We start from the raw sequence: 17937 nt of genomic DNA on the forward strand, positions 1-17937 counted from the left end.
GTCAATACCTCCTTACTAATTTTGTTTCATAAAGATAGATCCGTCTCCACCGATTTCAGTAAGATGTCCATCCTTCATCAATCCCATTTTTTCCATCCACTCTTCAAATTCTTTGATTGGACGTTTGTTCAATAGATCACGCATCGTAGCAGTTTCATGATAACCAGTAGTTTGATAGTTCAACATGATATCATCACCATGAGGAATTGCCATGATGTAGTTAACATTAGCTGCTCCAAGAAGAACCAATAGATTTTCAGCGTCATTTTGATCGGCTTTCATGTGGTTCGTGTAACAAATGTCACAACCCATGGAAATACCGGTCAGTTTGCCCATGAAGTGATCTTCCAAACCAGCACGAATAACTTGTTTTGAATCATACAAATATTCCGGACCGATGAATCCAACTACTGTGTTAACCAAGAATGGATCAAAACGTTTCGCAAAACCATAACAACGTGCTTCCATCGTTACCTGGTCAGCACCATGGTGAGCATCTGATGACAACTCAGAACCTTGACCAGTTTCAAAGTACATCACGTTCGGACCAGCTGCAGTACCAACTTTATGAGCTGTATCTTTAGCTTCCTGAAGAACTTTTGCATCAAAACCGAATGCCGCATTCCCTTTTTCAGAACCTGCGATAGACTGGAATACCAATCCAGTTGGAGCTCCTTGGTTCATTGCTTCAATCTGAGTTGTAACGTGAGCTAGCACACAGTGTTGTGTTGGAATCTTATACTCTTCGATAAAATCATTAAACTTATGAAGAATTCGTTTTGTACTCTCTACAGAATCATCAACTGGGTTCAACCCTAACAGAGCATCCCCACATCCATAAGCAAAACCTTCCATTGTAGAGGCCATAATTCCATCAGGATCATCTGTAGTGTGGTTTGGTTGCAAACGAGAAGAGAATGTTCCCGGCATACCAATGGTTGTATTAGCGCGTTTTGTAATGACAATCTTATTTGCTGCAACAATCAAGTCTAAGTTTGTCATCAACTTAGCAACCGCTGCAACCATTTCTGAGGTCAATCCACGAGAAAGCCATTGAATATCAACATTTTGGTGGTTGTTATCTAAAATCCACTCACGAAGTTCAGAAACAGTCCAATTTTTAATCTTTTCATAAGTTCGAAGGTTTACATCATCAATAATAATGCGAGTTACTTCGTCCTCTTCGTATGGAACAACAGGATTGTTAAACAAATCTGATAGTTTTAATTGTGATAAAACCACCTTAGCTGCTACACGTTCTTCAGAAGATTCAGCCGCCACCCCAGCAAGTTGGTCACCCGACTTGTATTCATTGGCTTTAGCTAGAACTTCTTTTACTGATTTGAATTCATAGACTCTTCCAAATAATTTTGTCTTTAAAATCATTTAAAGTCTCCTCCTTTAATAATTTCTTAATTAAAAACTAACGTTTTAACAACGACCGGCAAGACCGATCCCTCTATCACTGGATTACCTATATCGATGTAGTCACCATTTTGGACATCAACTGAGTCAATACATACAAACGGATAATCTTTTGGTAATTCAGCAAACAAACATTGCCCTAAAACCTTAGCCATATCTTCTCTAACAACTACAAGTAATGGAATGTTCTTTCGAATACTTTCTCCCATTCCTTTTATGATAGCGCTTGCATATTCTTGTACTCTAACAAAACTTGGACTTTTTTCACCATTAATTGCTAAAGCAACCTGTTGAACTTCATTTTCTAAGGTAAACCATTCTAATTTATCATGAATTATTTCTGTTAATTTTTCACAACTCTCTAGCTCGTCGTCCTTCGCTAATTTCAAAACAGGTATATTTCTAATCGGTAAAGTTTTAGAAATATAAGTGATGGTGCTTCCGCTTACCTCTGTTGTATGACTTCCAGCACCTACGACTGTTGCTCGAATTGTTTCGGCTGATTCAATCACTCTCTTTTGTTCAAAAATCTTTGATTGACGAATAGCACGTCCCAATATGATACCAATATCACCGTAGGCAAAATCATTAGTAGCAGAATCTTGATAAATAGCATCGGCTACTCCTCCGGAAAATGAAACACATTTCAATTCATAATCGAGTCGCAATCCATGGTTGGTTTGTAAAAACTCGTAATATGGAGCATCCACTTCAAGCCCAACTGCCTTTTCTAAAACTCTCACTAAAATTTGGATTAATTTATTCAATTCATCCCTATTTACAATTTCATCCAAAAACAGTCTTAAATTTTCTTGTTTTATAATTTCTTGTAGTTTCGGTGAAATATAATGTATTTTAAGTGTATTAGGATCAATCTTGATCAAACGACCGCCAATATCAAAACAACCTGTATCAATTACATCTCCTTCGCGAAATGCAGCGAAGTTTGAAGTTCCACCTCCAATATCAATATTTACAACGGAAGTATGGTGTTCTTGAGAATATTGGTGTGCACACGCTCCCTTGCCTGCGATAATACTCTCTAGATCTGGCCCCGCAGTAGCAACTACAAAGTCCCCAGCGTAACCGCTCAACGCCTGCAAAACTTGGCTGGCATTTTCTTTTCTAGCTGTTTCACCGGTAATAATTACTGCCCCCATCTGAATATCTTGCTTTTCAATCCCAGCTTTTTGATATTCTTGGATAACAAAATCTTTTATCTTATCAACTTCTATCAAAGACTGATGTGAAATTGGTGTAAAAATAATTTTACTTTTATAAAGGACTTTTTTATCCGTTATATATACTCTTGGGATTGTAAATACAGAAGCAATATTTTCAATCGTAAGTTCAGATAGGACCAATTGAGTAGTTGCAGTTCCAAGATCTAACCCAACACTCAAAATTTTATCCGACATAGGAAACCTCCAAAAAAAGACGCTTAAAGAATGCACTGAAACATCGGTTTCTTGCATCCTTTAAGCGTCATTGCTTTTCGACTGACTTCATTGTTAGTCTAGAATTATTTACACTTTAAAAATTATCTTAACTTGCGTTCCCTCATTGTTTGAGGTCGTGTCTAGTCTTCCGGATAATTTACTCTCTACAAATCTTTGAACAAGTATTAAGCCAAGATGCTCTTGACCCACGGTTTCGACATTGTAACCGCTACCATTATCAATTACTTGTATACGTATTATATCATCATTTTTCGTCATTTGCAAACGAATACATTGATTTTTTTTATTTTTTTGATATTTTTTATTGGAAAAAGCATGCTCATAAGCATTTTGTAATAATTCATTTATTACCAATGCCAGTGACGATGCTCTATTATGATCCAAGTAAATATCATCACATAATTTTAATTTTAATTGAATTTCTGATTTTTCTGCAAAACAGCGTTGAAGATTTGATGAAACAATTTCAACCAAAGACTTCAAATCTATTTTTTCATTTTCTTGATTAGAAAGAAGTTCATAGGTAGCAGCTATCGAGAAAATTCTGTTTATACAGTCTTCAAAAGCAACTTTTGTACCAAACTCTTTAACCTGTGCTCCTTGCAATCGCAATAAAGAAATAATGGTTTGAAGATGATTTTTAACTCGGTGATTAATTTCTCGAGAAGCAATCAAACTCTCTTGGATTTCTTTGTCTTTTTCCCGTAGTTCACTGGTATCTTTTATAGTAATAATCGTTTGATGATTGCGAGCATTGGGATAACACTTCACTTGAAAATAATGTTTTCCGTACTTAACTGTTTTATTACTATTTGAAAAATTATCCTCTACTAATTCAGAAAAAATTGTTCCATCTAAAGAGAGATTATCATAATGCATTCCTTGTATACTTTCTAAGTAACCCAACTTACTTCGATATAAGACAACCGCTGATTGATTGCAATGTAGTAAAAATCCTCCTCGATCAAATACTAATACTGCATCTTCTACATAATCTAATAATGATACCTCTTCTTCCCGGATTGATTCAGAAGGTGCTTGAAAAATATAAGAATGGTCACCTTTCGAATGCTGGAGAGAAAAACTTGATGAGAAACTATCTGAAAAATCACTTTCAACGATTAAAGTAGCAATTACTTTTTTTCCTCTGATAATTGGAAAAACAGTCTGTTCAATTGCAACTCCTTCTTGCGATTGTCCTCGAAGACCCACAGAAGGAACACCTGTTTGAAGTGTACGAAGAACCCCAGGTTCATTTTCTAAAAAGGCAGACTGCCCAACAACTGTTTTTTCATACAAGCTCTCCTTTGTATGAGGCTTTCTATGAAAAACGACAATTGCATGATCAGAAAAAATATTTTTTACATCAATGAAGACGTCCTTATCCATAAACTCTTTGCTTGATAAAACTGCCTCTGATTGTCGAATCAAATAATCAATATCTGCTTCATTAAGATCTGTTTTATCCTCGCAAAATTTCTTTATCTGATTATTGTACTTCATTATTCAATAACAGCAACTTTGCAATTTCAATCATTGGAACACGCTTTTGCATACTGATTGTCCGAATCTGTTTAAAAGCCTCTGGTTCCGTAAGATTATCTCTCGTCATCAAAAGTCCTTTAGCCTTTTCTAAAACAATTCGATCATCGAGCTTCTTACTAATTTTAATTAATTCCTTCGAAAGTAATTGCTGTTGCCGTCCTTTCTCTATACAAACTGCTATTGTAGGAATTAAAGACTTTGCATCCAACGGTTTTACCAAGTAAGCACTAGCACCAGTTAAACTTGCTTTTTTGATATAATGGTCATCATTATAAGCAGAAAGAATTATCACACCGTATGCTAATTCATCATCTAATATTTTTTTACCTGCTGACAAACCATCTAATAACGGTAATTTAATATCCATTATTACTAGATCGAAAAAGTGTTTTTGACAAAGTTCAATAGCTTCAAAACCATCACTTGCTTCTGCAGCCACTTCATAATCTGACTGTTCTAAAATTTGTTTGATATCTAAGCGAATAATCGGATCATCATCACAAATTAGTATTCTGCCTTTCATAAACTCCATCCCTCATATGAAATTATGTTCTTGTTACAACTGTACTTGAAAAGCCTAGAATCTCTTCTAAACCATTTAATACTGCGTGGAGTGATGCATCTACTGACGCAACATCCCCTGTCATTACAACAGATCCGCTAAATCGATCCACAAAACCAATCTGTACCCCAGCTGCTTTAGTAGCTATATCCACAGCAATAATTGCAGCCTCACTTGGAGTGATGGTCAATATCCCAATAGCATCACGAAAATCTGTCTGTAACCCCAATTTTTCAAAAATAACAGGATCAGGACTAGCAATTAAATGTGCTAATGTGACTTGTTTACCAGGAACGTATTCCTGAATCATTCTTTGTTTTTCTGACATTTATTACCACCTCTGGATTGGTTTTACAATAAATATAATTCTAAATAATTTGATTATACTATATTTAGTATTCGCTTTCAATAAAATTTATTAATTAAATTATTACATAACAGTGTCAAATTAAAGATCCTAAATTTGAGGGAAATTTTTTTAATCCTTTAATTTTTTGTATGTTAATTTAACTATTTGAAATAATTGATTATAAAATATAGAACCACTAACATCTAATTATGTACTATGCAAAACCAATACAAGACAACTTATTAGTGCTTTTAAAAAATTATAAAAGTAAGCCTATATTAAACAAAATAAATTTAAAAATTCCAATTAATCATGTGAACTTTTATTATATATATATATTCATAAAAAAATCTGAACTCACATGTCTTTTTTAATTTTCACCAGCAGATTCATTTCTACTAAATGAATTAGACTTTATACTCTATTTTTGTTAATTTAAAATGACTCTTTTTAGAAAGCTTGTTCTAAAACCTTCAATAATTCTTCAACTGTAGGGACTCTCGGATTTGTAATCGTACACTTATCCAATAAAGCAGCTTCCGCAATCTCACGTTTATGAGCATTAAAATCATCCACTCCCACTCCATAAGATCTTAAAGAAGTCGGATGATCTAATTTCTTCTGAAGTTTTCGAACAGCATCCACTAATTGTCTTACACCTAGAATAGGTGTAGAAGCACTCAACCCTAATAAACGAGCAATCTGTTGATATCTTTCAGCAGTTTCTTTATTCAAATTACCAGCACGGGTACCTGTCGTTGCCACATTCGCATTATACTGGATAATATGTGGCATTAAGATGCTATTAAGTCGTCCATGAGGAATATGGAATTTAGCTCCAGCTGCATGGGCGATACTATGATTAATCCCCAATGAAGCTGAGTTGAAGGCCATTCCCGCCAAAGTAGAGGCTACATGCATTTTTTCACGTGCTTCTAAATCATGTCCATTTTTGTATGCACGAGGCAAGTATTCAAATACTAATTTGATAGCTTTTTCAGCCAAAGCATCAGAAAAATCAGTTGCTTTATTTGAAACATAGGCCTCAATCGCATGTGTTAATACATCCATACCAGTATCTGCTGTAATATTAGCTGGTAGTGTTTCCACCAAATTGGAATCTAATATAGCGATATCCGGTAGAATATCCCAATCTACGATCGGATACTTTTGTCCTTTCTCAGCATCAGTAATAACTGCGAAACTTGTCACTTCAGATCCTGTTCCACTAGTAGTTGGGATAGAGATCAATTCCACATCAGTAAAAATCCCTTGTTTCTTCGCAAAGTAATACATTGCTTTAGATGCATCAATTGCAGATCCCCCACCGACAGATAAGACAATATCGATTGATTTCCCTTCAGTCGCGTGAATCCCTGCCACAATAACATCAATAGGCGGATCTGGAACAATATCAGTAAAGGTTATGATATCGTTACTAGCGTCTAAATAATCAAGAATTTTATCTAACTGTCCAGATTCTTTTAAAAACGGATCAGCAACAACCAATATGGTTTTGTTATGATAGTTTTCTAATTGGGCCAAAGCACCTTTGCCGACAAAAATTTTAGTTTTGTAGTAAATATTATACATTCTTTCTCCTTTCTTTTCAGAGTTTCTTATTTTATTTTACCCCCTTTATCATTTGAAACTCTTAAAACAACATAAAAAGAAGCCACATGAAACACTACCAAATAGTATAAATTTTGGCATATTTCATATAGCTTCATTGCTTAAAATTGTACGTCCTTGTACTTTACAAAAAGTATATCATAAAAACGCTTACAACGCAAAAGAAAAAACATATATTTTATTTTTTTGATCATAATACTTGCAGATTCTTCTAGATCGTGCTATCATAAAGTTACTAGAAATGATTTTGGTACTTTTAAGAGTATGGAAGTTTGGTGAAAATCCAACACGGTCCCGCCACTGTGATAAGCTTAGCTTTAAGTCAGGTCTTTATTCTTAAATTTTAGTAGATTTCACGCCTCGATGTAAGGTGGTGATGTCAGTTAGGAAATACACCAAAATAGTGCTTTCCCCTATTGACTCTACGTATGAGTACGTATCATTTTCTAAGGATGGGGTTCCCATCATCTGCAAAGAAGCAGAGTCAATATTTGGAAAGCTACTGTTAACCAATGAAGCTTAGCACGAAATTTGTACACTGTTGTACATCTGGCTTTCGAATTCTAACCTTGTCCTTCCCTTTAGGAAAGACAAGGTTTTTTTTCTTATCACCTTTAATCAAAAAATTATGACATAGATAAAAAAGCACTGCCCCTATTTTTTTATTAGAGGTAGTGCTTTTATTCTAGTTATTATTTTTCTTTGCCCACCGCTCCACATCTGCTTTTGTAATATTGTGAAACACTTTTGCTCCTCTTTCATAAGGAATATCCTCACAGTGTTTTCGATAATTAATCACTCTGGCAAGAGCAAAGAAATAGTCAGATAAACGATTCACAAAAATTAAGACTTGATTATTAATTTCATTTGTCCACATGGTCGCGACAATATGTCGTTCTGCACGACGCGCAATGGTTCTTGCTACATGAACCATTGAAGCAATTTCATCACCGCCAGGTAAAATGAATCTTTCCAGAGCTGGTGGAATATCCGCATACGTATCAATTCGTTCTTCAATCCATTTGATGAGGCTTTCATCCACTTTATATGGGTAAACACCATGTGGAGTAGATAAATCTGAACCGCAATCAAACAAATAATTTTGTAACTGATACAATTCGTCTCTCAATTCATCTTCAGGATCCATTTTACTAATCGTATAACCAACCCAAGTATTTAGTTCATCAATAGTCCCGTATGCATTGACTCGATCCGAATCCTTTGCAACACTTTGACCACCTACTAATTTTGTAAGACCTTTATCACCGGTCTTTGTATATAATTGCATATTTTCCTCCTTTATTCCTATTATCTAATATCGACATAGTCATCCCGGTCCAATTTTCCTTCTTCAAAAGTTGGCATATGTTCTATGGTATATACAGAACTTTCCATTAAAAAGAAAGCTAAAGGACAGCCAGAACCTTCTCCTAAACGCATATCCATTTGAAGCATAGGGGATAATCCTAAGTAGTCAGAAACGATTCGATATCCTGGTTCTGTTGAACAATGCGATGGGAAGCAATAATCTAAAACCTCTTTCTTTAATTGAGAAGCTATCAAGAGTCCCGTTAAAGAAATCAGTCCATCGATGACACAAGGCAGTTGATGTTGGGCACATGCTAGATAGGTGCCAACCATTCCCAACATATCCAGCCCACCAACTTTTGAAACCAGATCAATCATATCACTATAAGGTGCATGATTGGTTACTGCTTCTTGGATAACTGCTGTTTTATGAGCCTTCATCTTTTCCGTAACACCCGCTCCATATCCCGTCACCTCTTGTGCAGGGAGCCCCAAAGTTGCGGCAATAACTGCTGCGGATGTCGTGGTATTTCCAACCCCCATCTCACCAGTCCCAAATAAGGTATAGCCCTGATTAATCAATTCAACAGTTCTTCTATACCCAACCAAAATCGCTTCTAGGGCCTCCTGACGAGTCATGGCAGGTTCCTTTAGCATATTTCGTGTTCCATTTAGAATATGGTCTGGATTATCAGGATAGATTGGGCTTTTACAACCAATATCAATGACGCAAATATCTGAACCCGCATATTCAGCAATATTAGCCACCCCTGCTTTCCCATTTCTAATATTATTGGCTACAATAAATGTTGTTTCGATAGGGTTTGAGGAGATTCCTTCATCGCAAACTCCATTATCCGCTACATAAATCATGACCATTTTCTTCGTCAACTGGATATTGTCAGGGAACATCGCATGTAATCTAGCATACATTTTTTCCATTTTTCCTAATGCACCTAGAGGTTTCGCTAATCGATCACAATAGTTTTTTCCCTCTTCTAATGCTTTAGCATCAATCGGTACAATATTTTTTAGGATTTGATTTAATTCATCTTGCCTATCCACAGATTTCCTCCACCTTCTTCACTTTTAGCCCATCATATATAATTTTGCTTAGATTCCTTATAGAATAATAGCTTGCCAGAGGATGTTGGGAAAGTCGTTCTTCTAACTTATTCAAGTGAATCAGCTGATCTTGAGTCAACAGAATACCAACGATGCTACCACTATGAGCAACATTTACTCCTAGTAAACCTAATTCTGTTGTAATTTCTATAATTTCTTCTAAATAGGGTTTGGGCAACCGTTTGTTATTTAACAAGGCACTTGTAGTCGCCAACTTACCTAATAGCTTCACATTTTGTTTGTCACAGGCAGTTTTGAAATCAATCAGCAATTTCTTTGATTGCTTAGCAGGATACAAGGGACTATCTGTCATTCTTATGAAACTCGTTGTATCGACGATTTGATCTGGCTCTAGAATGTACACATAAAGATTCGGTTTCCATTTTGTCTGCCATTTGATCGCACCGTCAAGAGGATTCATCACAGTCCAGTCTGAAAAACCGACGGAATCGCTTGGTTCAATCTTAGAACATAAGCTCGTTAACAGAGGGACTGACACTTCCTTTTGTTTGCAAGAAAAATAAGCACCTAAAATTGACAGCATATCCGCTGTACTACTAGAATATCCCTTTCCAACAGAGATATCTGTTTGAAAAGAGAAGTCGAAATCTATCTGATCTGTTAATTCATTTATAACTCGCAGCATTTTAGGACGCAACTCTTCTCCTACTACACCTGTTTGAGGGCCAATTAATACTTGGCTTTTCTTTTCAATGCCATAAGACATCAAAAATTCACGACCATCTACAACACATTGGAATAATTCTCCACAAGATCCTGGACAAGATGCTATCATTGTCCCTTCCACTACTCATGTCCTCCAAGAATCGCTTTCAAGGCGACTAATAAACAGGTATTCTCTTCTCTGCTACGAATTGCAACGCGGTAGTAATCACTACTTAAATTACGGTAGTTGGAACAGGAGCGGATAAAAATGTTATAGCGCCATAATTCTTCACGTAAATTCTTAGACCCCGTATACTTAAAAAAGATATAATTAACACTTGGTTTTAAAACAGTTAATGCAGAAAAAGTTTCCAAAGAACGATACAGGAAGTCTTTTTCCTCTTGTAACCATTTTAGAGTCTGAGCTTGATAATCCTGATCCTTTAAAATCACAGGCAAAGCTTGAAGAGCCAGTGCATTAATTGTCCACGGAGCCCTACGTTCATTAATCTTTGTTAAGCATGGATGTTTCCCAAGGGCGTATCCTAATCGTAATCCTGGAATCGCATAAAACTTGGTTAGAGATCGAACAACAATTGTATTTGTAAACTCACTCAAATATGGAACAAAACTATACTTTTCCTCGTCTTCTAAAAAGTCAATAAAAGCTTCATCTAGAATAAAATGAATATTCCGTTCCAGTAATTTTTTCGCAATTTCTAGCAATTGACTAACTGGAACAACAGATCCAGTTGGATTATTGGGATTACATAATAAGACAACATCTCCTGCTTTCAAATGATCCATGTCTGATAAAAGATCTTTCACTGTCCAAACAAAATTAGGAGATGTTAAATGATGATAAATAATTTCTGTCCCTTCTTGATAAAAAGCCTTTTCATATTCCATAAAGGTTGGACTTAAAATCAGTAATCTCTTGGGTTTTAAGATCTGAGCTAACTCATAAAATAAACCTACCGCACCATTTGACAAAAGAATTTCTAGATCATGATTACCGTGATGGTCTCTAAGTAAATCTTTTTCATATTGGTTTGTGATATCTGGGTACTCTGTAATTCTATCAATGCTCTCCACTAAGACTTGGCGGAGGTTTTCGGAAACTCCAAGAGGATTGATGTTGGCACTAAAATCAATCCACTTTTCAGAAGAGTTTCCATTTTTTTCAGCTAATAGACGTCCATTCCCTCCGTGTTCAACAATCATACACATCTCCTTCTTGAAAGATAAAGTAGTCCTTTTAGATTATATCATGTTTACTCACTCTCAAGAAAGTCTTTTAAAGCATCGATCCCAGTATTTTCAGTTGAAGAAATCTCAAAAATTTGTTTAACACCTGCATCTAACAATTGTTTACGCGCAAATTCCAATTGCTCCTCAGAGTCTACTAGGTCAATCTTACTAATGATTCCAATCACATCTTGGGTGAATAATGAAGAAAATCCTTGAGGAAAAGTTTGCATGGTTGAATTCCCTGCAATTAAGAGTCCAATGATTTCAGCTTCTGCTGCAGTCACTGTTAAAGCATTGTAATAGCGTCTGTGTTGTAAAAATTCCCCTGGCGTATCAATAATACTATCGTGAAATTGAACAGCCTGCGTTTTAAAATACTCAATATCTAATCCTTTTAATCGTTGGGTTAGCGTTGTTTTACCCACTCCCACTGAACCAACAAACATGATTTTCTTCATAAATCTCCCCTATTTTTTAATTAATTGTGCCTCATCAGTTCCCAACTTGATTGTTTCTCTACTCTTAACTAAAACACCTTTGTTTTCATCACGACCTTGTAAGAAGTATTTGGCATCTTTGCTATCATATGTATCTACTGCAGTCTGTGAAAGTAAGCCAATTCCTTTAGATGGATCCCGTAATAGGTTAAAGATGATTCCCATCTGTAATCCTTCAAAATCTTTCAACATTGCATAGTCCCCATTACTATCTCCAGCAATTAGAATAGGATCTTGGTTCCCATGTTTATCTGCAATGAACTTCTTGATTGTTTTTGTTTTTCCTTCACCTTGTGTTTGGAAGTAGTCGTTATTGTATTCTGATTGAATGACACCAGAATCATTTTTAACAAGTTCCATTCCATAGACATGGTCTTCAGTAATATTATATCCAAATTTTTCCTTAGTAGCAAAAGGAACAACAACATCTCGGAATGAAGCAGAAACAACATAAACATCTATGCCATTATCTTGTAGTGTCTTATAAAGATTTTGCATCTCTTTTACTGCGCGAACACCACGTTTAAATTTGATTTCTACTTGACCAGCTTCACCCTTCAAGCTTTCTGGGCTCACCCAAGTTTCATAAACTAAATCTTCTTTTAAGGCACGTTCAATTGATTTTTCAGATAAGGCTTGAACTTCTTCTGAAGTCATACCTGTAAATAAGTAGGTAACCCATGGATAAGAAATATCTGAACTGAAAGTTCCACCAATTGCTTCGTAAAGATAACGTAATTTAGCACTGAAATCTTTATATTCGTCTAATTGTTTCACTTCATCAAGACTCTTAGTCCCCTTGAAACCTTTGTATTCGTTATAAAGAACAGTATAATCAGAAACGATATCCTTAGCAATCTTATCAATGTTGACAGGATTTCCTTGTTTATTGTTATGATCTTCTTTAAAGTTATCCTCTGGGATATTTGTACGAATAGCCTTATCTAACTCTTCCGGTGTCATCTTAAATTCCAAGTTTTCGATCTGATAAGTGAAGGTTGCTTCACCGATATCATTGATGACGGTTGTGTTATCCCAGTCAAATACAGCATATGGTTTTGCTGATTCATCATATTTAGAGCTAGATTTACCATTATCTTTAATGACATTGCTTAATTTCTTATATAGCTTATCCTCCCACTGACCACGATTGAGTACTTGATCTTCCTTAGAAACACTTGTTTCTTGTTTAGCTTTACTAGGCTCTGTTGTTTTGGATGACTGAGAAGCCTGGCACCCAACCATAAATAAGGCTAAACCACAAACGAAAAAGAGACGATGTTTCTTCATAAGAAAACCTCCAAAATAAAATTTAATTAGAAAAAAGGCAATAAAGGACCTATGATTTGAAACGGTTGCGCCATTGCAATCATAGGCCTCATTGCCTTTTATATTATTCCACACCCATTATACTAATTAGCAGATAGAATGTCAACCGAAAACGGTTACATTTTTTCGCCATTCTTATTCTAATCGTGTCAGAAACTACATCTTCTAATGTTTTCATGCTAACTGAGGGATTCATTCTCTTTCAGAAAAGTCATTTTCATTGAGTTCTCCTTCTTCCTTTGCTATACTTTGGGTATCAAAGAAAGGAGACAAGCCTATGACATTGTCCAATAAATTCACACTTTCTCTTGCCTCACTGGCAGTTCTTGGTCTTTTAGCAGCCTGCTCGAACCAGACAGCTCAAACACCTGCAAGCTCTGCTAGTTCACAACAGATCGCATCAAGCGCTTCAAACTCTAAGGATTCTCAAACTGCTAGCCAGGGTGAAAATCTTGATGGTACATACAAAGGGACTGATGAAACTGATCAGATCACTTTGACCCTCTCTGGTACAACTGGCACATGGGAAGAGGTTGAAAGTGATGGCGAGAAAGAAAGCAAGCCTGTAACCATTCACGCTGACAATCATACTCTTACTGTAGGGGATGATCTCAAATTTTACAAACTAGAAGGTAACCAACTCACTATTGAAGATGACGATCGCGATCCTTCTGATACCATTGTATTAACGAAATAGCATAAAAAATAAGAGGTTAGGATGTTGATCCCACCTCTTTTTTTCATCTTAATGGAACTGCATTCCACCATCCACGATAATGGTTTGGCCTGTGATGTAGTTTGAATCAGGTCCAGCAAGGAAGCTGACCGCTGCTGCTACATCTTCTGGTTCAGAAAGACGTTTCAAAGTGATATCTTTAGCGAATGTTTGCATACCCCATTCGTCATCTTTACCTGCGTTCTTACCTACTTCATGAGCGATATCATACATCATTGGAGTCTTAACGATACCAGGTGCATACGCATTGACAGTAATACCTGAATCAGCCAAGTCACGTGCCAAAGTTTGAGTGATACCACGAACTGCAAACTTAGTACCACCATAGACAGTCAAGTTAGGGTTACCTACAACACCTGCTTGTGAAGTTGCATTGATGATTTTTCCGCCATGGCCAAGCGCCTTGAATTGAGCTTGTGCAGCTTGAGCACCCCAGATGACACCACCAACGTTGATGGCAAAAGTGCGTTCAAATTGTTCTTCTGTAATCGTATCAAGTGGTGTAGTTGGAGCAACACCAGCGTTGTTAACGACAACATTTAAATCTCCGAAATGATCCACAACTTTTTGGAAAGCTGCAGCCACTTCAGCTTGTTTGGAGACATCAGCAACGACCGCAAAAGCATTCTCTGCTGATAACTCAGCTACTGCTTTTTCTGCTGTCTCAGCATTGTAGTCTAAGACTCCGACCTTGAAGCCATCTTGTACCAATCGTTTTGCAATCGCAAAACCGATCCCTTGACCTGCACCTGTGACAATAGCTACTTTAGACATATGATTCCTCCTTGGTATCCCCGATACCAGCAAACGTTCATAGAAGAACAGCAAAGGTTGACAGTCAGTTTTGGGTGAATCTATCATAAGTTCCTTCCAAAACTATGCTAACAGTATACTCCTTTGTGAAAAAAGTGTCAAACTCTAGCCTGTTATTTTCTAAAGTATTTTACAATCTATCTTATCTTTATTTAGTAATAGATTAACTGATTATAATAATTTTGAAAAGGGTTTTATATCTTGACAAAAACACTCCTATTGCCTATTGTTTTGGGCCTTATTTCATGCTACACTAATTATAAGACAATCAAATAATAAGGAGATCTAACAATGAAAGAATTCATGGATAAATTGAATAACCTACCTAAACCAGTTCAATACATTATTGCGATCATTATTTTCTTTATTGCGTTTTACATTTCTTATAGCTTGTTTTAAGTTAGAACGTACAAAGCTCTCTTTATCTGATACAGTATTTTAAAAGAGAGTGGGACAGAAATCGGTAATTCGTTAGAATTCGATTTCGTCGTCCCACCTCCTCACAGTTGAGTAGGGCTGTAAAAGCTGATGAAATCAGCGTGGTAGAGCCCACTCAACCACTGCGTCTTGCTCGATAATCCAAAGACAATTGAGAGGCTAGGACTTTTGTCCCAGCCTCTTTCATTTTTTAAAACATTTTAAAGACTGCTACTGCAAGTACTGCACCGATGATTGGACCAACTACTGGGATCCAAGCGTAACCCCAGTCACCATCTCCTTTGTTAGGAATAGGAAGGAGGCTGTGCATGATACGAGGTCCTAGGTCACGAGCTGGGTTGAGAGCGCAGCCTGTAGTTCCACCGAGAGACAAACAAATCCCTGCAATCAAGGTACCAACGGCAAAAGTACCAAGTCCTGCTTGAAGGTCATAAAGACCAAGTGCAAAGATGGTCAATAGCAAAACAAAGGTTCCAAGGATTTCACTGATTAGATTGGAAGTAGTGTCTTTGATAGCTGGACCTGTACTGAAGGTTGCAAGGATATTTCCAGGATTTTCTTCTGCTAGGTAATGCGGTTTGAACTGTAACCAGACAAGGACTTGCCCTACCATGGCTCCAGCGAATTGAGCGATGATATAAGGAATCACAGATGCCCAAGCTAGTCCACCATTAAGAGCAACCCCAATTGTCACCGCTGGATTCAAATGTGCCGGACTTAACTTGCCAGAGATAAAGGCTGCCACTGCAACTGCAATCCCCCAACCAAGAGTAATGACGATCCAACCTGAGTTATGGCTCTTCGTTTTCGGAAGAACCACTCCTGCTACAACCCCATTTCCCAAAAGAATCAGGATTAAGGTCCCTAAAAATTCACCAAATAATTCTTTCATATGATTTATTTCTCCATTATAAAGAGGGGCCGGTCAGATATTCTTCTTTCCAACCCCTTTTTGTTTTTCTTAATTTTTTAATGCTGCCAAGTCATTGTTTTCCAAAGCGACTTGCAAGTCTTGACGGTAGCCAGCTTTTTCTTCTTCTGACCATTCATAGAAGCGTCCCATTTCATCCAAAACAGGTTCGACAATTGCATCTAAGCTATCTCGCATGAAGAGCATGTGGTTCGTCCGACGAAGAAGGAAGTCAACTGGGCTAAGTGCCAATTCATTGCGCATTGCATAGTGAAGTGATAAGGTATCTGCTAGGCTCAATCCAGGTGCTTGTTCCACGCTATGAGCGAGGGCGAAGACCTTAGGTGCATTAGAACCGTATAGGTTAGCTAGGTAGTGAGCTTCCTTGCTATCCAAGCCACGAGATACGCCAAGTTGAGCAAAGGCTTCGATTTCAGAATCCACGTTCGTTGGGTTAATTTCTCCACCTGATACTGGATAGGTCTTAGAGTTGATCAATTTGAACTGACGGTCAAATTCTTCCTTGAGAATGGTCAAGACACGCTCCATCGCTCCTTCAGCCATCTTGCGGTAGTCTGTAATCTTCCCACCAGCCAGGGTCAAAAGACCATTGTCATCGCGGTCTAAGCTTGATCCACGAGAAACAGCAGATGGATCCAAATGTTTTTCAGAAGTGCTGCCTTCCAAGTGGCTGATTGCTGATTCAACATCTTCACGCGATTTTTCTTTAGAAAGATAGCCTTCAACTGTTGCAATCAAAGCATTAAAGCTTTCATCACTGATAGTGCCGTTGTTTCCACCATTGTAGTCAGAAGCACTGTTTCCTGAGATCAACGGACGAAGACCAGCCCAGCTACTTTCGATATCATCGATGGTGATGTGAGCTTCTGGGAAGCGGTTATTCACGATTCCTAACAAGTAGTCGACATCTTCTTGAGTTACTGTTGGATGCTCTAAGTCGCCAGTGTAGTCCGTGTCAGTCGTTCCGAAGTAAGTTTTGTTTTCACGTGGCAAGACGAAGACCATCCGACCATCTCCAAGACCAGTATCAAAGTAGACTGGTTGAGAAACTTTGATCTTGCTTGAATCTACGACCAAGTGAACACCCTTGGTTGGACGCATTTGTGAATGCTGCTCTCCATCGTTTGAGAGGTTACGCACTTTATCGCTCCAAGGACCAGTTGTATTAATCACCAATCGTGCCTTGATTTCAAAGACTTGATCAGTCAAGAGATCACGCGCCACTACACCTGTAATCTTACCAGATTCATCAAAGAGGAATCCTTCTGCTTTTACGTGGTTGGCAATGAGGGCCCCATCTTGGTTGGCACGTTTGATATTTTCAATCACCAAACGAGCATCGTTGTTACGGAAGTCTAGGTAGACCCCACCTCCGACTAGACCTTCTTGTTTCAACTCAGGCTCACGAGCCAACACTTCTTCTTTGGTCAAGACCTTGTTGGCTGCTGGTGTATTGCTGACACCTGCCAAGAGGTCATAGAGGTCCATGGCTACCTTGAGACGGAAGAGGCTAAAAGTTGCCCCATCTTCATCATAGACTGGTAAGAGCATTGGGTCTGGTTTTGGAATATGAGGAGCAATTTGTTGCACTACTGCACGTTCTGATACCGTATCTGATACCACTTCTACGTCAAATTGTTTGAGGTAACGAAGTCCACCGTGGACCAATTTTGTTGAACGGCTTGATGTCCCTTCCGCAAAGTCCTGCATTTCAATCAAACCTGTTTCAAGACCACTTGCTGCTGCCTGCAAGGCTACCCCAGCACCTGTGATCCCTCCCCCGATAATCAAAAGATCCAGGGTGCGTTCTTGCATTTTCTTAATCGATAATTCACGAGTTTTCTTTGAAAATTCCATAATTCTTCACTTT

The 17937-nt window shown here is 37.5% G+C and carries 16 protein-coding genes and 1 riboswitch; of the genes, 1 reads left to right on the forward strand and 15 read right to left on the reverse strand.

Going from position 1 to position 17937, the window contains the following annotated elements; all coding sequences use genetic code 11:
• Nucleotides 1-15: 15 nt before the first annotated feature.
• The 12 genes from SM122_RS02770 to SM122_RS02825 all read right to left on the reverse strand — a co-directional run bounded on the left by SM122_RS02770 (nucleotide 16) and on the right by SM122_RS02825 (nucleotide 13110).
• Nucleotides 16-1386, reverse strand: a complete 1371-nt coding sequence (locus SM122_RS02770) for an ethanolamine ammonia-lyase subunit EutB (protein ID WP_049472791.1) — start codon at nucleotides 1384-1386, stop codon at nucleotides 16-18.
• 26 nt (nucleotides 1387-1412) lie between these two features.
• The gene (gene eutA / locus SM122_RS02775; RefSeq protein WP_049472790.1) at nucleotides 1413-2843 is read right to left on the reverse strand and encodes an ethanolamine ammonia-lyase reactivating factor EutA; all 1431 of its coding nucleotides are present in this window, start codon (nucleotides 2841-2843) and stop codon (nucleotides 1413-1415) included.
• 108 nt (nucleotides 2844-2951) lie between these two features.
• Complete coding sequence (locus tag SM122_RS02780) at nucleotides 2952-4388, reverse strand: sensor histidine kinase (RefSeq protein ID WP_195327087.1); 1437 nt, start codon at nucleotides 4386-4388, stop codon at nucleotides 2952-2954.
• On the reverse strand, nucleotides 4375-4953 hold the full coding sequence (locus tag SM122_RS02785) for an ANTAR domain-containing response regulator (protein ID WP_037607841.1): 579 nt from the start codon (nucleotides 4951-4953) through the stop codon (nucleotides 4375-4377). The genes SM122_RS02780 and SM122_RS02785 overlap by 14 nt, the downstream gene beginning before the upstream one ends.
• A 22-nt stretch (nucleotides 4954-4975) precedes the next feature.
• Entirely contained in the window at nucleotides 4976-5320 is a 345-nt protein-coding gene (locus SM122_RS02790; protein ID WP_003006878.1) for a BMC domain-containing protein, read from the reverse strand.
• Nucleotides 5321-5791: 471 nt separating this feature from the next.
• On the reverse strand, nucleotides 5792-6934 hold the full coding sequence (locus tag SM122_RS02795; RefSeq protein ID WP_003006876.1) for a 1-propanol dehydrogenase PduQ: 1143 nt from the start codon (nucleotides 6932-6934) through the stop codon (nucleotides 5792-5794).
• 278 nt (nucleotides 6935-7212) lie between these two features.
• Nucleotides 7213-7358, forward strand: a riboswitch (adenosylcobalamin (AdoCbl) riboswitch).
• A 300-nt stretch (nucleotides 7359-7658) separates the two neighbouring features.
• Nucleotides 7659-8261 carry a cob(I)yrinic acid a,c-diamide adenosyltransferase gene (locus tag SM122_RS02800; protein ID WP_003006874.1) on the reverse strand — a complete coding sequence of 201 codons (603 nt, stop codon included), beginning with the start codon at nucleotides 8259-8261 and terminating at the stop codon, nucleotides 7659-7661.
• 20 nt (nucleotides 8262-8281) lie between these two features.
• Complete coding sequence (gene cobT / locus SM122_RS02805) at nucleotides 8282-9346, reverse strand: nicotinate-nucleotide--dimethylbenzimidazole phosphoribosyltransferase (RefSeq protein ID WP_049474834.1); 1065 nt, start codon at nucleotides 9344-9346, stop codon at nucleotides 8282-8284.
• Nucleotides 9339-10214 (reverse strand): GHMP family kinase ATP-binding protein, encoded by an 876-nt coding sequence (locus tag SM122_RS02810; RefSeq protein ID WP_023023532.1) that lies wholly within the window; start codon nucleotides 10212-10214, stop codon nucleotides 9339-9341. The genes cobT and SM122_RS02810 overlap by 8 nt, the downstream gene beginning before the upstream one ends.
• Nucleotides 10214-11296, reverse strand: a complete 1083-nt coding sequence (gene cobD / locus SM122_RS02815) for a threonine-phosphate decarboxylase CobD (protein ID WP_049472786.1) — start codon at nucleotides 11294-11296, stop codon at nucleotides 10214-10216. Before cobD ends, SM122_RS02810 begins: the two co-directional genes overlap by 1 nt.
• A 50-nt stretch (nucleotides 11297-11346) precedes the next feature.
• Complete coding sequence (locus SM122_RS02820) at nucleotides 11347-11781, reverse strand: EutP/PduV family microcompartment system protein (protein ID WP_049472785.1); 435 nt, start codon at nucleotides 11779-11781, stop codon at nucleotides 11347-11349.
• Nucleotides 11782-11790: 9 nt separating this feature from the next.
• Nucleotides 11791-13110 carry a haloacid dehalogenase-like hydrolase gene (locus SM122_RS02825; RefSeq protein ID WP_195327086.1) on the reverse strand — a complete coding sequence of 440 codons (1320 nt, stop codon included), beginning with the start codon at nucleotides 13108-13110 and terminating at the stop codon, nucleotides 11791-11793.
• A 316-nt stretch (nucleotides 13111-13426) separates the two neighbouring features.
• Between SM122_RS02825 and SM122_RS02830 the strand changes: the two genes are divergently transcribed.
• Nucleotides 13427-13846: an SP_0198 family lipoprotein gene (locus SM122_RS02830; RefSeq protein WP_023023543.1), complete on the forward strand. Its 420-nt coding sequence runs from the start codon at nucleotides 13427-13429 to the stop codon at nucleotides 13844-13846.
• A gap of 48 nt (nucleotides 13847-13894) precedes the next feature.
• On the opposite strand, the gene SM122_RS02835 is transcribed toward SM122_RS02830, so the two are convergent.
• From SM122_RS02835 to glpO, 3 genes are all read right to left on the reverse strand, one after another.
• Nucleotides 13895-14659: a (S)-acetoin forming diacetyl reductase gene (locus tag SM122_RS02835; protein ID WP_023023545.1), complete on the reverse strand. Its 765-nt coding sequence runs from the start codon at nucleotides 14657-14659 to the stop codon at nucleotides 13895-13897.
• A gap of 667 nt (nucleotides 14660-15326) precedes the next feature.
• Nucleotides 15327-16028, reverse strand: a complete 702-nt coding sequence (locus tag SM122_RS02840) for an MIP/aquaporin family protein (RefSeq protein ID WP_195327085.1) — start codon at nucleotides 16026-16028, stop codon at nucleotides 15327-15329.
• A 69-nt stretch (nucleotides 16029-16097) separates the two neighbouring features.
• The gene (gene glpO, locus SM122_RS02845; RefSeq protein ID WP_195327084.1) at nucleotides 16098-17924 is read right to left on the reverse strand and encodes a type 1 glycerol-3-phosphate oxidase; all 1827 of its coding nucleotides are present in this window, start codon (nucleotides 17922-17924) and stop codon (nucleotides 16098-16100) included.
• Between the last annotated feature and the right edge of the window lie 13 nt (nucleotides 17925-17937).

The sequence above is a fragment of the Streptococcus gingivalis genome (genome assembly GCF_035544715.1).
Classification (GTDB): domain Bacteria; phylum Bacillota; class Bacilli; order Lactobacillales; family Streptococcaceae; genus Streptococcus; species Streptococcus gingivalis.